The sequence below is a fragment of the uncultured Bradyrhizobium sp. genome (genome assembly GCF_936943645.1).
Lineage (GTDB): Bacteria > Pseudomonadota > Alphaproteobacteria > Rhizobiales > Xanthobacteraceae > Bradyrhizobium.
Map to the genome: position 1 here is coordinate 1 of NZ_CAKZJO010000100.1, position 15,012 is coordinate 15,012.

The window sequence follows — 15,012 nt, forward strand, 5'->3', positions numbered from 1 at the left end:
CCCGGCCATGACGGTCGGGAGACATCTCGTGAAATCAATTCGAATTGCGCTTGCATTGATGGTGACCGCTTCCGCCGCCCACGCCCAATCGCTCCCCGGCGGCTTCGTTTACTTGCGCGACATCGATCCGACCATCATTCAGGACATCCGCTACGCCACGTCGAACAATTTCGTCGGCCGTCCGCTCGCCGGCTACAATGCCGGCGAATGCGTGGTGAAGCAGGAGGTCGGGCTGCGGCTGAAGGCGGTTCAGCAGGACCTCGCCGCGCAAAATCTCTCGCTCAAGATGTTTGACTGCTACCGGCCGGCGCGGGCTTCGCTCGACATGGTGAAATGGTCGCAGAACGGTCGCGAGACCGCGGCGGAGCGGCGCTACAATCCAAAAATCCCCAAGACCGAGCTGTTCCGCCTCGGCTACATCGCGAGCCGCTCGCAGCATTCGACGGGCGCGGCGCTCGATCTCACCTTGGTCGACCTGAAAGCCGACAATTCCGGCAAATATGATCCGACCAAAACCTATGCCGATTGCACCGCGCCAGTCGAAGCGCGCGCGCCCGAAGGCAGCGTCGACATGGGCACCGGTTATGACTGCACCGACACCAAAGGCCATACCGCGGCACCGTCGATCAGCCCGCAGCAGCGCGCATGGCGCAAGCGCCTGGTCGCTGCGATGGCCAGGCAAGGCTTTGTGAACTATTCGAAGGAGTGGTGGCATTTTTCCCTGCCAGGGGCGGGTGGGGCCGCCTATGATTTCCCGATCCAGCCGCGCCGGAACTGATTCCGCGCCGAGGAAACCTGATGACCCAGCCGAGCTTTGCGACCCACGAGGTCTTCAACCAGTCGCCGCCTTTCGAGGACGTTGACCTGTTCACAGTCGATCGGCCGCTGGTCGAGGCCGTGAAGGCCAATGGCGGCGCGGCGGCGGAGCGCGAACTGTCCGCGTTCGGCAAGCAATGGGGCTCGGCCGCGATGGCCGATCGCGGGCGCCTCGCAAACGAGAACACGCCGAAACTGCGCACCTTCGACGCCAAGGGCAATCGCCGCGACCAGGTCGAGTTTCACCCGGCCTATCACGAGCTGATGGCGCACAGCGCCCATGCCGGCGCGCACAATTCGACATGGACCGCGCAAGGCAAGCCGGCGGGCGATGCCGCCGAAGTCATTCGCGCGGCCAAATTCTACATGGCAGCCCAGGTCGAGACCGGCCATCTCTGCCCGATCACGATGACGCGCGCCTCCGTCGGTGCGCTGGCGATGCAGCCGGACCTGCTCGGCAAGGTGATGCCGGTGCTGTCGACCAAGAGCTACGATCCCACCTTCGCGCCGTGGTGGGACAAACGCGGCATGACGCTCGGCATGGGCATGACCGAAAAGCAGGGCGGCACCGACGTGCGCGCCAACATGACTCGCGCGGTGCGCGAGGGTGAAGCCTATCGCATCACCGGCCATAAATGGTTCATGTCGGCGCCGATGTGCGATGCGTTCCTGGTGCTGGCGCAGGCCGAACAGGGGCTGACCTGTTTCTTCATGCCGCGCTTCGCGCCTGACGGCTCGGTCAATGCGATCCAGTTCCAGCGGTTGAAGGACAAGCTCGGCAACCGCTCCAATGCCTCGTCCGAGGTCGAATTCACAGGCGCCTATGCCGAAAGGATCGGCGAGGAGGGCAAGGGCATCCGTACCATCATCCAGATGGTGCAACTGACGCGGCAGGACTGCGCGATCGCCTCCGTCGGCCTGATGCGCTCGGGGCTGGCGCATGCACTGCATCACGCCCGTCACCGCAGCGTGTTCCAGAAGCATCTGGCCGACCAGCCCCTGATGCAGGCTGTGCTATCGGACATGGCGCTGCATGTCGAGGCGAGCACGGCCCTGGTGATGCGGTTGTGCCGCGCCTTCGACCGCACGCCGCATGATGCGGCCGAGGCCGCCTATATGCGGCTGCTGACGCCCGCGATCAAATACTGGACCTGCAAGAGCGCGCCGCCGTTCCTCTATGAGGCCATGGAATGCCTCGGGGGCAATGGCTATGTCGAGGACGGCATTCTGGCGCGACACTACCGGGAGTCGCCAGTCAATGCGATCTGGGAAGGTTCAGGCAACGTGATGTGCCTCGACGTGCTCCGCGCACTTTCGCGCGAGCCGGAGGCCGCGGTGGCCGTGCTGCAATCGCTCGCGGCCGAGACCAAGGGCTTGCCCGGTGCGGGGGAGACGATCGCGTTCATCGGCAAGACTTTCCGCCGCGCCGACGGCGAGCGCGTCGCGCGGCTGGCTGTCGAGAAGCTGGCCGTCCTTGCCGGGGCCGCGGCGCTCAACGGCGTCTCCCCACGCAATGCCGAACTGTTCGCGAACACGCGGCTTGCTGCGGATCGTGCCAGCATGTACGGCGCCGTGGAGCTGGAGAGTGCCGATGCACGCGCATTGCTCACCCGGGCATTGCCGTGAGCCCTCCTGACGAAAGCCTCCTGATGGACTCCCTCAATCCCGACCACCCGCCTCTGACCGTGACGCCGGTGACGCCCCGCGTCTGGAAGTTCTGGGGCACCGCGCTGTGGGGCCTTTTCATCTTCGTCGCGATGTTCGTCGGGCAGATCGGCGCCATCGTTCTGCTGGCGGCTTTGCGTGGCCTGCCGATGGACCTCGCCTCGATCCAGGCGGTCGGCCATGAGCCTCAGGCGCTGGCGCTGTCGGTGATCATGGGCCTGCCGGCAACGCTGGCCGCCGTGTGGCTCGCCATCGCCATCAAGAAGGCCTCCTTCGTCGACTATCTCGCGCTGCATTGGCCGTCATGGAAGCAGCTCCTGTTCGGCGCGGTCGGCCTCATCCTGATCGTGCTGGTCTGGGAGACGATGTCGCGCGCGCTCGGCCGCGAGGCGACCCCGGGCTTCATGACTGATCTGTTGAAATCGGGCCGCGACAAGGGCGCAGCGCTGATGCTGCTGGCTGCGTTCGCGGTGGCGGCGCCGATGTCGGAAGAGGTGTTGGCGCGCGGTTTCCTCTATCGCGGCTGGTCGGCGAGCTTCCTGCGCGTGCCCGGCGCGATCCTGCTGTCATCGCTGGTCTGGACGGTCGTCCACCTGCAGTACGACCTGTACTTCCTCGCCGAAGTCTTCACCATCGGCCTGTGGTTCGGCTACATGCGCTATCGCGCCAATTCGCTCTGGCTCACCATCGTGCTGCACGCGCTGAACAATCTCACCGCGGTGGTGCTGACGATGTGGTTGGGGAGCTAGATGGACTGCGCGATCGCGATCGCGATCGGCATCGTGATCGCCGCCAAGATCGTCTGCAGCGTGATGATCTGAGCCAATAGCGGGGCGTCGCCGCCCATCTGGCGTGCCAGGACATAGGCGCTCGAGGAGGTCGGGACTGCCGAGCAGATCGCGACGATCGCCAGGCTTTCGCCCGACAGCCCGAACCAGACGGCGAGCGCGAGGGCGAGCGCCGGCATCAGCGCTAGCTTGAAGACGACCCCGATCGCAGCGCTGGCGCTGGGGCGCAGCAACCCTTCGAGATGCAGGCCGGCGCCGGTGACGAGCAGGCCGATCGCGAGCGAGGAGCGGCTGAGCGCGTCGGCGACCTCGTGCCAGAGTTTTGGCAGCGGCAGGTGGGTGACATTGACGACGAGCCCGATCGCGCAGGCCCAGATCAGGGGATTGCGGATCACCGTCATGACGATGGTCCGCACGGACTGCTTCTCGGGCGCCGCGTAATGCGCGAGCACCGCGACGCTGAACACGTTGACAAGCGGGATGATGGCGACCATCGCCACCGAGGCGAGCGCCAGCCCGACATCGCCGAACATGTTGGCGCAGATGGACAGGCCCACGAAGGTCTGCCAGCGCGTTGCGCCCTGGAAGATCGAGCTGAAGGCGGGGCCGTCGATGCCGAGCCGCGAAAGAGCAGGGCGCAGCGCAAGGCAGAGCAGCGACATTGCCAGCGCCGACAGCAGCAGCGCGCCGCCGACGCCGGCGACCGGCACCTTGGAAAGGTCGGCCTTCACGAGCGTCTGGATCAGCAGCATCGGGAACAGCACGAAATAGGTCAGCCGCTCCAGCCCGTGCCATTGCGTGTCGAGCCGCATCAGGCTGCGCTTCAGCACGACGCCGAGCACGATGAGGATGAAGACCGGCAGCAGCGCCGCGATCACGACGGCCATCGGTCAGGCGGTCCCTGGACCGAGATTGGCGAGGCGGTCGAGCGCGCCCTGCAGGATGAAGATCGCGGCGTGCTCGTCGATCACCTCGGCGCGCTTGGCGCGGCTCACATCCATGCCGATCAGCTCGCGCTCGACCGCCGCGGTTGACAGGCGCTCGTCCCACAGGCCGATGGGGAGGGCGGTCAGACCGGCAAGATTGCGGGCGAAGGCGCGGGTGGATTGCGCGCGCGGACCCTCGCTGCCGTCCATGTTGATGGGCAGGCCGAGCACGAAGCCGACCACTTTCCGTTCGGCCGCAATCGCCAGCAGCCGCGCCGCGTCCTGCTTGAATTGCTTGCGCTGGACCGTCTCGACGCCGGTTGCGAGCCGCCGGTCCGGATCGGACACGGCAACGCCGATGGTCTTGGTGCCGAGATCGAGCCCGACCAGCGCGCCGCGCGCGGGCCAGTGGGTTGCAGCATCGACGAGGGGCAGGATAAGAGCCGGCATGGCCTAGCGCATATCACGCGTCGCGCCGCGGAGTGAACCCGGAACCATGGATGCGCTGACAATATTCGGCCTGTTTGCCGTCACCGCGATGCTGGTCACCTATGCGCTGGAAGATCGCAGCCATTGGTTTGTCCTGCTGTTCGCCGCGTCCTGCGCGCTCGGCTCGGCCTACGGCTTTCTCCAGGGCGCCTGGCCGTTCGGTCTGGTCGAGGCGATCTGGGCCGCCGTGGCGCTGCGGCGGTGGCAGCTCAAGCGCTAGACCGTCCGGCGGCGGGGCGCAGCGTGCGCGCAATGATGACGCACACTTGCATCGATCAATTGTGGGAAATCTCACATGGGTGAAGGCGCAGGCATGACATGATGCCGCGCGATTGACGCTCTGGTTGCGGCGCGGCAAATCTATAAGGCTAAAGTGGTGTGGGGCGCGTGCCCCCAATTTTCCAGAGCGCGTGGCGGCGCCCGGCATCCAGCCTGTGCCGCAACCTTGGCGCAGATTTTCACTGCGCTCCCGACCCTGTCCAATATTCGTCCAGTCATTTGAGAGGTCACGATGCTCATCAAGCCAAGCCTGATCGCGGGCTCAGAAAGGCGATTCAAGCAAGCCGAGTTCTCACCGGACGCCCTGAACAAGAAGCTGGGCGACGGTCCGATCGAGATGACTGTCGATAAGATGCGCCTGCGCCAGCGCCAGCTGCTGGCCGAGACGCAGGACGTGGAAAAGGCCGAGATCGGCCTGGAGCGGATCATCCAGGGCAATGACCTCGACAGCATCAATTATCTCGCCAAGGGGACCGCCGCCTCGCGCTCGGTCTGCCGCATCCAGCTCAGGGATCCCAAGTCGAACCTGCTCGGCTATGGCTCGGGCTTTCTGATCGGACCGAACCTGCTCATGACCAACCATCATGTGTTCGGCAAGCCGGCCGAGGCCGCCAATTCGATCGCCGATTTCAACTACGAGCTCGACATCTCGGGGCAGGAGCGCGTACCGGTGCGGTTCGGCTTCGAGCCGGGCAAGTTCTTCTACACCAACGACAGGCTGGATTTTTCCATCGTCGCGGTGGCGCCGACCTCGCTATCGGGCGGGGAGGACCTCGAGGACTTCGGATGGCTGCCGCTCAGCGGCGCCCCCGGAAAGGCGGACCCCGGCGAATATCTCACCATCATCCAGCACCCCAGCGGGCAGATGAAGCAGGTCTGCGTCCGCGAGAACAAGCTGCTCAAATATGTCGGTGACTTCCTCTGGTACAACACCGACACGACGGCGGGATCGTCGGGCTCGCCGGCGTTCAACCGGTTCTGGCAGGTCGTCGCGCTGCATCACAGCGGCGTTCCCCGGAAGGACGCGCAGGGCCGCACTTTGACCAAGGACGGCAAGGTGTGGAAGCCGTCGATGGACGAGGCCCTGATCGACTGGATCGCCAATGAAGGCATCCGGATCAGCGCGATCGTTGCCGATCTCAAGGTGGCCGTCGGCTCGCATCCGATGATCAAGCCGGTGCTGGACGAGGAGGAGCCGCCGACCCGGCAAGAGATCGAGAAGGTTCGCGCGCCGGCGACAGTGCCTGCGTTCGGCGCCAACATCTGGGTCGAGCAGTCGCTCGACGGCGCATCGCTGGTGGTCCCGATCCGCGTGCCGCTGCCGATGCTCAGGAAGGACATTCCGTTCGCTCCGCTGCCGCCCGCACCAAGCCCGGCGGGCGGCAATGGCGGCGCACCGAACGGCGGCATACCCAACGGCGGCACGCCGCTGATCCCGCCGCCGGCAGGCCTGCTGCCGCACATCAGCGCGAACAACGGCCTGCCCATGGAGGCCGTGCACATCGATCAGAGCACGCTGAAATCGCGTCCGGGCTACAAGGCGAACTTCCTCGGCACCGGCAAATTCTCGGTGCCTTTGCCGAAGATTCCGGCCGCTCAGAAGTCCCAAATCGCGACGCTGAAGGGAAGCTCCAAGCAATCCGAGCTGAAATATTTCAACTACAGCGTCGTCATGAACAAGGAGCGCCGGCTCGCCTTCTTCAGCTGCGTCAATATCGACGGCGGCCAGCAGCAGGACGTCGGCAAGCGTGAAGGCGATTCCTGGCTGCGCGATCCGCGCATCGACGACGATGCGCAGATCGGTGACGAGTTCTACCGCAAGCAGGCGACCCTTGAGGCGGACCGCAGCAAGAATCCGTTCGACCGCGGTCATCTCGTGCGCCGACTTGATGCGACCTGGGGCGACACCGTCGCCGCGGCCAAGCAGCATGGTGACGATTCCTTCCACTTCACCAACTGCTCGCCGCAGTTCTTCTCGTTCAACCAGGGCAAGCAGCTCTGGGCGGGCCTGGAGGATTACACGCGCGACGTCCTGCTCGAAGGCGAGGAGAAGGGCATCGTCATGAACGGTCCGGTGTTTGACGGGCCGGACGCCGATGGCTCGGATCTGCCCAATCCGTCCGGACGGCCGCACAAGGATCCGAGCTTCGGGGGCGTCCAGATCCCGAAATATTTCTGGAAGATCCTGATCCGGCGCAACGAGGATGATGACGCGCTCAAGGCGGCGGCCTTCCTGATGAGCCAGCGAAAGCTGATCATGGACATCGATCGCATCCAGGAGGTGGATCTGCGCGAAAAGATGTCGGAGGAGGACGTCAGCGTCTTCCAGGTCTCGATCGCCGACCTTGCGAAATTGACCAAGCTGGATTTCGGCAATCTCGCTGATGCGGATTCGCACGAGGCGACCTCGGTCGGCCCGCGGCGGATCGAGTCCTATGAGGACATTCGACTGTAGATCACGCTGAGACCGGGCGAGAGGGCGTCATCGCGTCAGGCCGCGATGACGTCCTCTTCGGTCTTGAGGCAAGCGGCAAAGCCGCTCAGCGCGCTGGTTTGATGGCCGGCGCGACGCTGGATGAAGAGCGTCTCGACGCGCCCATGCGCAGCACTCAGCGTGTGGATCGAGACGCTGCCGTTCATCGCGCTGCGTTCGACGACCGCGCGCGGCAGCAACGTCACGCCCATGTCGGCGGCGACGCAGCCGATCATGCCGTCGAGCGTGCCGAGCTCGAAGCGTGCGGCGGAAGGCCAGCCGAAATCGACGAAGACCTGCTCGAGCCGCTGGCGGTAGGTGCAGCCGGTGCGGAACACCAGCGCGGTCGGGCCGGATTCCGGCGTGCCTGCGCGCAGCTCGGCCAGCGAGGCCCAGCGCCGCGCGCTGACCAGCACCAGCTCCTCGCGGAAGGCGCTCGTCGCCATGAGATCGACATGTGCGATCGGGCCCGCGACGAAGGCGCCGTCGAGCGCGCCGTCGAGCACGCCGGCAACGAGGTCGGCAGTCGGCGCGGTCCGCAACGACAGCCGCACGGCGGGAAAGCGGCGGTGGAAGTCGGCGAGCAGGGACGGCAGCCGCACCGCCGCGGTGGTTTCCATCGAGCCGATCGCGAGCGGCCCCTTCGGCTCGCCGTCATCGCGCGCCGCCAGCACGGCCTCGCGCGAAAGCGCGGCCATCCGTTGCGCGTAAGGCAACAGGCGCTTGCCCGCTCCGGTCAGCGTCATGCCGCGGCTGTGACGTTCGAACAGCGCCGTGCCGATCTCGGCCTCCAACGCCTTCACGCGCTGGGTGACGTTGGACTGCACGGTATTCAGCTCTTCCGCAGCGCGGGTGATGCCGCCGGTGCGGGCCACGGCGGCAAAAGTCTGGAGATCGCTGAGTTCCATGTCCCGTTTCTCTTTTGAGATGGCAGCGTTCTGTAGAATTCAATTTTGAAGAATGTTATTCGCGCCTAATCTTCCTGTCCAGAGTGGGAGGACTCATGCCGATTGCCACGCCGCTGACGGAGTTGCTCGGGATCAGGCATCCGATCTTGTCGGCGCCCATGGACACGATCGCGGGCAGCCGGCTGACGCGCGCCGTCAGCGAGGCCGGCGGATTCGGCATCCTGGGTGGTGGATACGGTGACCGTGTCCGGCTTGAGACGGAGGCCGCGGAGCTGAAGGGCTTTGCGCCTTTCGGCATCGGCTTCATCACCTGGAGCCTGGCACGACAACCCGAGCTGCTCGACATCGCGCTCGACGCTCGCCCGCAGGCCATCATGCTGTCATTCGGCGATCCCGCGCCATTCGCGCCGCGCATCAAGGCGCGCGGCGTACGACTGATCTGCCAGGTGCAGAGCGAGGACATGGCGAGGCAGGCGCTCGATGCCGGTGCGGAGATCCTGATCGCGCAGGGCACCGAAGCCGGCGGCCATGGCGCATCGCGCACCACGGTCGACATCGTGCCTGCGATCGTCGATCTCGCGGCCGGACGTGTGCCGGTCGTCGCGGCCGGCGGGATTGCCGACGGCCGGGGCCTCGCCGCAATGATGATGCTGGGCGCATCCGGCGTCCTGATCGGCACCCGTTTCTACGCGAGCGTGGAGGCCAATGGTGCGCGCGAGGCCAAGGAGCGTATTCGTGCCGCCGGCGGCAATGACACGGTGCGCGGCGTCATCTTCGATTGGTCGCGCAGCCTGTTCTGGCCGGCGCCCTTCACCGCGCGCTCGCTGGTCAACGATCACATCAGGCGCTGGACCGGCCGTGAGATCGAGCTCATGCAGCGCGCAAGCGAGGTCGCCGTCGAGTATGCTGCGGCGAAGGCCGCGGGCAATTTCGAGGTCGCCGCGGTCTTTGCCGGCGAGGCGGTCGGCCTGATTCATGATATTCCGCCCGCAGCCGAGATCGTCGAGCGGATTGCGGTTGAAGCTGAGCAGCTTCTTGCCGGGCGGCGCAACTCGGTGGTCGCGGCATAGAGTTCTTACCCTCCCCTGGAGGGGGAGGGTAAGAGAAACGAGAGAGAACAACCATGTGGCCTGACCGTCGACTGATCGACCTTTTCAAGACCGAATTCCCGATCGTGCTGGCGCCGATGGCCGGTGTGATGGATGCGGAGCTGGTGATTGCGGCGGCGCAGGGCGGGGCGCTCGGCTCGCTCCCTTGCGCGATGATCTCGGCCGAAAAGGCGCGCGAGCAGGTCGGCCTGATCCGCCAGCGCGTCAAGGCGCCGGTCAACATGAACTTCTTCTGCCACACGCCGGTCGATCTGACGGCCGAGGCCGAAGCGCGCTGGAAGCAGCGGCTCACGGGCTATTACACCGAGCATGGTCTCGATCCCGCGGCGCCGATCGCGGCCGCGAACCGCGCGCCGTTCGACGCGGCCTTCTGTGAGGTCGTCGAGGAGCTGAAGCCGGAAGTCGTCAGCTTCCATTTCGGCCTGCCCGAGCAGGCGTTGCTCAAGCGGGTGAAGGCGGCCGGCTGCATCGTGATCTCGTCGGCGACGACGGTGAAGGAGGCGGTCTGGCTCGAGCAGCACGGCGTCGATGCCGTGATCGCGCAAGGCGCGGAGGCGGGCGGCCATCGCGGCATGTTCCTGACCGACAAGATTTCCGAGCAGCCCGGCACCTTCGCGCTGGTGCCGCAGGTCGTCGATGCCGTGAAGGTGCCGGTGATCGCCTGCGGCGGCATTGCCGACGGACGCGGCATTGCCGCGGCCTTTGCACTCGGCGCCTCCGGCGTGCAGATCGGCAGCGCCTATCTGCGCTGTGCGGAGTCCAAGGTCAGCGCGGGCGGCCGCAAGGCGCTCGCCGAGGCGGGTGACGATTCCACCGTCATCACCAATGTCATGACCGGCCGTCCCGCGCGCGGGGTCCAGAACCGCCTGATGCGCGAGGCAGGCCCGGTCTCGCCGGATGCGCCGCCGTTTCCCCACGCCGCGACGGCGCTGGGGCCGCTCAAGGCGGCCGCCGAGAAGCAGGGCAGGGTGGATTTCACCAATCTGTGGGCTGGACAGGCCATCGCGCTGGGCCGTGAGGTCCCCGCGGCCGAATTGACCCGGGATCTCGCCAAAACGGCGCTTGCCCGCATGAAAGCGCTGGCCGGATAGGCTGGCTACGCCGGTTGCGGCGCAAAACCGGCCTCTGCTATACGGCACTCAGGTTTTACCGTGCTGGGTTTTGCCGTGAGAGGCCATATATGATGTCCGTCGACGCCGCTACCGTCCGCCGCATCGCGCATCTGGCGCGCATTGCGGTTTCCGAGGGCGAGGTTCCGCATCTGCAGGGCGAGCTCAATGCCATGCTCGCCTTCGTCGAGCAGCTCTCGGAGGTCAATGTCGAGGGCGTGGAGCCCATGACCTCGGTCACCCCGATGCAGATGAAGAAGCGGCAGGATGTGGTCGACGACGGCGAGATCGCTGACGATATCGTTGCCAACGCGCCCGCGACCGAAGGCCACTTCTTCCTGGTGCCGAAGGTCGTCGAGTAGTCTTCAAGTCAGGACGTTGTCCGATGTGCATGCTTTGCGACGATGAGAAGGCCTACCAGGCCTACATGAACTACCTCGACAAGATGGAGCGGCAGGGCAAGGCTGCCGACCCCAATGTCGCCGTCAATGCCGTGCTCGACGAGATCGAGGCCGCCGCGAATGCGGCCGCCAAAAAAGACGACCCGGCCAACGACAAGACCCTGTCTCCGTTCTTCTGCAGCCCGATCAATAAATGACCGATTTGACATCGCTGACGCTCGCCGAGGCCCGCAAGGGTCTCGCCGACAAGACTTTCACGTCGCTCGAGCTGACCGACGCGCATCTTTCCGCGATCGAGAAAGCGCGCGTGCTCAACGCTTTCGTGATGGAGACGCCGGACCAGGCGCGCGCCATGGCGAAGGCCGTGGACGAGAAGATCGCCAGGGGCGAGGGCGGCCCGCTGGCCGGCATCCCGCTCGGCATCAAGGATCTGTTCGCGACCAAGGGCGTGCGCACCACGGCGTGCTCGAAGATCCTCGGCAATTTCGTGCCGACCTACGAGTCCACCGTGACCTCGCAGCTCTGGCGCGACGGGGCTGTGATGCTCGGCAAGCTCAACAATGACGAGTTCGCGATGGGCTCGGCCAACGAGACCTCGTGCTTCGGTCCCGTCGGCAATCCCTGGCGGCGCGAGGGCAGCAACACCACGCTGGTGCCGGGCGGCTCGTCCGGCGGCTCGGCCTCGGCGGTGGCGGCGCTGCTGTGCATGGGGGCGACCGCGACCGACACCGGCGGCTCGATCCGCCAGCCGGCGGCTTTCACCGCGACCGTCGGCATCAAGCCGACCTATGGACGCTGCTCGCGCTGGGGCATCGTCGCCTTTGCCTCCTCGCTCGATCAGGCCGGTCCGATCGCACGCACCACGCGCGATGCCGCGATGCTGCTACGCTCGATGGCGGGTCATGATCCCAAGGACACCACCTCGGTCGACATTCCCGTGCCGGATTACGAGGCCGCCATCGGCAAGTCCGTGAAGGGCATGAAGATCGGCATTCCCAGGGAGTATCGTCTCGACGGCATGCCGGCCGAGATCGAGAAACTGTGGAGCGAGGGGGCGGCCTGGCTGAAGGCGGCGGGCGCCGAGCTCGTCGAAGTGTCGCTGCCGCACACCAAATACGCGCTGCCGGCTTATTATATCGTGGCGCCGGCGGAGGCGTCGTCCAATCTCGCGCGCTATGACGGCGTCCGCTACGGCCTGCGTGAGCAGGGCAAGAGCATCAACGAGCTCTACGAGAATACCCGCGCCGAAGGTTTTGGCGCGGAGGTGCGCCGCCGCGTCATGATCGGCACCTATGTGCTCTCGGCCGGCTACTACGACGCCTATTATCTGCGCGCGCAAAAAGTGCGCACGCTGATCAAGAAGGATTTTGAGGATTGCTTCGCGAAGGGCATCGACGCGATCCTCACGCCGGCGACACCGTCGGCGGCCTTCGGCATCGGCGAGAAGGGCGGCGCCGATCCCGTCGAGATGTATCTCAACGACATCTTCACGGTGACCGTGAACATGGCGGGCCTGCCGGGCATCGCCGTGCCATCAGGCAAGGACGCGCAAGGTCTGCCGCTCGGCCTGCAACTGATCGGCCGTCCCTTCGACGAGGAGACGCTGTTCTCGCTCGGCGAGGTGATCGAGCAGGCGGCCGGCCGCTTCACGCCCGCGAGGTGGTGGTGAATGTCGCCGGCTTCATCGCAAGCCTCGACAGCGCGGCACCCGCGCCGGAGCTGAACGCGCCGCTCACAGGTCTGTGGTGGGCCGCCAAGGGCGACTGGGATCAGGCACACAGGATTGTTCAGGACGACGGCAGCCGCGACGCGGCCTGGGTGCATGCCTATCTGCACCGCGTCGAAGGCGATCTCGGCAATGCCGGCTACTGGTACCGCCAGGCCGGCCAGGCGGCGGCAAAGGATTCATTGGAAGCGGAGTGGCAGCGGATCGTTGCCACGCTGCTCGGGAGCAAGACATGAGCACGGCCACGCACAAGCTTCTCAAGGGCGCCACCGGTGAGTGGGAGATGGTCATCGGCATGGAGATCCATGCGCAGGTGACGTCGAAGTCGAAACTGTTCTCCGGTGCGTCCACCGCGTTCGGGGGCGAGCCGAACAGCCAGGTCTCGCTGGTCGACGTGGCGATGCCGGGCATGCTGCCTGTGATCAACGAGGAATGCGTCAGACAGGCTGTCCGGACCGGGCTCGGTCTCAACGCGCAGATCAACCTGCGTTCGGTGTTCGACCGCAAGAACTATTTCTATCCGGACCTGCCGCAGGGCTACCAGATCAGCCAGTACCAATCTCCGATCGTGGGCGAGGGCGAGGTGATCGTCGATCTCGACGGCGGCAAGACCGCCACCATCGGGATCGAGCGGCTGCATCTGGAGCAGGATCCCGGCAAGATGCTGCACGACCGGTCGCCGTCGCTGTCCTACATCGATTTCAACCGCAGTGGCGTGGCGCTGATGGAGATTGTCTCGAAACCGGACATCCGCGACGCCGAGCAGGCCAAGGCCTATGTGACCAAGCTGCGCTCGATCATGCGCTACCTCGGCACCTGTGACGGCGACATGGAGAAGGGATCCTTGCGCGCCGATGTCAACGTGTCCGTGCGCAGGCCCGGGGCGCCGCTCGGCACCCGCTGCGAAATCAAGAACATGAACTCGATCACCTTCATCGGCCAGGCGATCGAGTATGAAGCGCGGCGCCAGATCGAGATCCTGGAGGATGGTGGGCAGATCGAGCAGGAGACCCGTCGATTTGATCCCAACAAGGGCGAGACGCGCTCGATGCGGTCCAAGGAAGAGGCGCATGACTACCGCTACTTCCCCGATCCCGATCTCTTGCCGCTCGAGTTCAGCCAGGCGTTCGTCGACGAGCTGAAGGCGAAGCTGCCGGAGCTGCCGGACCAGAAGAAGACGCGCTTCGTCGCCGATCTCGGCCTGTCGGCCTATGATGCGAGCGTGCTGGTCGCCGAGCGCGAGAGCGCGGTGTTCTACGAGACCGTGCTCGACAAGCTCGGCAACCGCGCGCGCGACGGCAAGATGGCGGCGAACTGGGTGATCAACGAGCTGTTCGGCCGTCTCAACAAGGAAGGCCGGGATATTACGGGCTCTCCTGTCAGCGCCGAGCAGCTCTCTTGCATCATCGATCTGATCGGCGAGGGCACGATCTCGGGCAAGATCGCCAAGGATCTGTTCGAAATCGTCTGGCAGGAGGGCGGCGACCCCCGCGCGCTGGTCGAAAGCCGCGGCATGAAGCAGGTGACGGATCTTTCGGCGATCGAAAAGGTTGTCGACGACATTATCGCGGCCAATCCCGACAAGGCCGCGCAGGTGAAGGACAAGCCGCAGTCGCTCGGCTGGTTCGTCGGCCAGGTGATGAAGGCTTCGGGCGGCAAGGCGAACCCGCAGAGCGTCAACGACCTGCTCAAGTCCAAGCTCGGCGTCTGACGTCGCGCATTCGAACGAGGTGACGGATACGTTTCGTCACCTCGCTTTCGTTCCTCGATGTGACGCTTGCGCGCATCCTCGGCATCAAACTTCATCCCGATCAACTGTGATGCGACGACCGAATCGCCGCCACGCGATTCGCGAAAAACGGCGACTTGCACACGCTCCGATGAGCGCTTCCGCCGTTAAGCATGAAAATAATTTCGTTGCCAAAATTCGCGACTCAGAGTCCGCGACTCGCCTTCGCGCGGCGGTCGAACGCTTCGCATCGTGCTTCATCGCTCCGACCATGCGTCATGCATGCGCGCAGAATAACACTTGCTGCATAGAGTTTTTTGAAATCGCCGCGCTCGCCGACGTCGCTGCTGCGAGAAGCAATTGCAATCGCAGACGCGTGTCCCTGCGTGTCCGCAAATCAAACGCGGCTGGCGTACGCGCACTGCGTCGTCAACACTTCCTTAAGTGAGAAGATGTTTTTTTCGTCGTGTTGGTGTATTCGGGATTGGTGTGCAATCGATCCGCGACTGCATGCAGCGATTAAAGCCATCTCACACATCGGAGGGCAACATGGCCAAGAAAGCGAAGAAGGCGAAGAAGGCGAAGAGCGCAGTG

15 protein-coding genes are annotated in these 15,012 nt (G+C 65.2%); 12 read left to right on the forward strand and 3 right to left on the reverse strand.

Features of this window, described 5'->3' with window-relative positions; translation table 11 throughout:
• Positions 1–58: 58 nt before the first annotated feature.
• Genes Q0743_RS28290 through Q0743_RS28300 form a run of 3 tightly spaced genes read left to right on the forward strand, consistent with a single transcriptional unit; the run spans position 59 to position 3,230 of the window.
• Positions 59–778 (forward strand): M15 family metallopeptidase, encoded by a 720-nt coding sequence (locus Q0743_RS28290; RefSeq protein ID WP_298244851.1) that lies wholly within the window; start codon positions 59–61, stop codon positions 776–778.
• Positions 779–798: 20 nt separating this feature from the next.
• The gene (locus Q0743_RS28295; protein ID WP_298244753.1) at positions 799–2,442 is read left to right on the forward strand and encodes an acyl-CoA dehydrogenase family protein; all 1,644 of its coding nucleotides are present in this window, start codon (positions 799–801) and stop codon (positions 2,440–2,442) included.
• 23 nt (positions 2,443–2,465) lie between these two features.
• Positions 2,466–3,230 (forward strand): type II CAAX endopeptidase family protein, encoded by a 765-nt coding sequence (locus Q0743_RS28300; RefSeq protein WP_298244754.1) that lies wholly within the window; start codon positions 2,466–2,468, stop codon positions 3,228–3,230.
• Here the strand turns inward: Q0743_RS28300 and Q0743_RS28305 are convergent.
• Positions 3,227–4,156, reverse strand: a complete 930-nt coding sequence (locus Q0743_RS28305; protein ID WP_298244755.1) for an AEC family transporter — start codon at positions 4,154–4,156, stop codon at positions 3,227–3,229. The two genes, Q0743_RS28300 and Q0743_RS28305, sit on opposite strands and share 4 nt — an antisense overlap.
• 3 nt (positions 4,157–4,159) lie before the next feature.
• On the reverse strand, positions 4,160–4,645 hold the full coding sequence (gene ruvX, locus Q0743_RS28310; RefSeq protein WP_298244756.1) for a Holliday junction resolvase RuvX: 486 nt from the start codon (positions 4,643–4,645) through the stop codon (positions 4,160–4,162).
• Positions 4,646–4,691: 46 nt separating this feature from the next.
• Here ruvX and Q0743_RS28315 point away from each other — a divergent pair, with 46 nt between their 5' ends.
• Both Q0743_RS28315 and Q0743_RS28320 read left to right on the forward strand, forming a co-directional pair.
• On the forward strand, positions 4,692–4,904 hold the full coding sequence (locus Q0743_RS28315; RefSeq protein WP_298244757.1) for a hypothetical protein: 213 nt from the start codon (positions 4,692–4,694) through the stop codon (positions 4,902–4,904).
• Between the two features lie 291 nt (positions 4,905–5,195).
• Positions 5,196–7,418 (forward strand): DNA/RNA non-specific endonuclease, encoded by a 2,223-nt coding sequence (locus Q0743_RS28320; RefSeq protein WP_298244758.1) that lies wholly within the window; start codon positions 5,196–5,198, stop codon positions 7,416–7,418.
• Positions 7,419–7,453: 35 nt separating this feature from the next.
• On the opposite strand, the gene Q0743_RS28325 is transcribed toward Q0743_RS28320, so the two are convergent.
• On the reverse strand, positions 7,454–8,344 hold the full coding sequence (locus Q0743_RS28325) for a LysR family transcriptional regulator (protein WP_298244759.1): 891 nt from the start codon (positions 8,342–8,344) through the stop codon (positions 7,454–7,456).
• A gap of 95 nt (positions 8,345–8,439) precedes the next feature.
• On the opposite strand from Q0743_RS28325, the gene Q0743_RS28330 reads away from it, so the two are divergent.
• From Q0743_RS28330 to gatB, 7 genes are all read left to right on the forward strand, one after another.
• Positions 8,440–9,414, forward strand: a complete 975-nt coding sequence (locus tag Q0743_RS28330) for a nitronate monooxygenase (protein WP_298244760.1) — start codon at positions 8,440–8,442, stop codon at positions 9,412–9,414.
• A gap of 53 nt (positions 9,415–9,467) precedes the next feature.
• Positions 9,468–10,544 carry a nitronate monooxygenase family protein gene (locus tag Q0743_RS28335; RefSeq protein WP_298244761.1) on the forward strand — a complete coding sequence of 359 codons (1,077 nt, stop codon included), beginning with the start codon at positions 9,468–9,470 and terminating at the stop codon, positions 10,542–10,544.
• Positions 10,545–10,636: 92 nt separating this feature from the next.
• A complete protein-coding gene (gene gatC / locus Q0743_RS28340; protein ID WP_028143922.1) occupies positions 10,637–10,924 on the forward strand; it encodes an Asp-tRNA(Asn)/Glu-tRNA(Gln) amidotransferase subunit GatC in 288 nt (95 codons plus the stop codon).
• Positions 10,925–10,947: 23 nt separating this feature from the next.
• Entirely contained in the window at positions 10,948–11,160 is a 213-nt protein-coding gene (locus Q0743_RS28345; protein ID WP_212245013.1) for a hypothetical protein, read from the forward strand.
• Entirely contained in the window at positions 11,157–12,632 is a 1,476-nt protein-coding gene (gatA, locus tag Q0743_RS28350) for an Asp-tRNA(Asn)/Glu-tRNA(Gln) amidotransferase subunit GatA (RefSeq protein ID WP_298244762.1), read from the forward strand. Before Q0743_RS28345 ends, gatA begins: the two co-directional genes overlap by 4 nt.
• Entirely contained in the window at positions 12,623–12,925 is a 303-nt protein-coding gene (locus Q0743_RS28355; RefSeq protein ID WP_298244763.1) for a hypothetical protein, read from the forward strand. Before gatA ends, Q0743_RS28355 begins: the two co-directional genes overlap by 10 nt.
• Positions 12,922–14,400, forward strand: coding sequence for an Asp-tRNA(Asn)/Glu-tRNA(Gln) amidotransferase subunit GatB (gatB, locus tag Q0743_RS28360; RefSeq protein WP_298244764.1), 1,479 nt, complete (start codon positions 12,922–12,924; stop codon positions 14,398–14,400). Before Q0743_RS28355 ends, gatB begins: the two co-directional genes overlap by 4 nt.
• Positions 14,401–15,012: the final 612 nt, after the last annotated feature.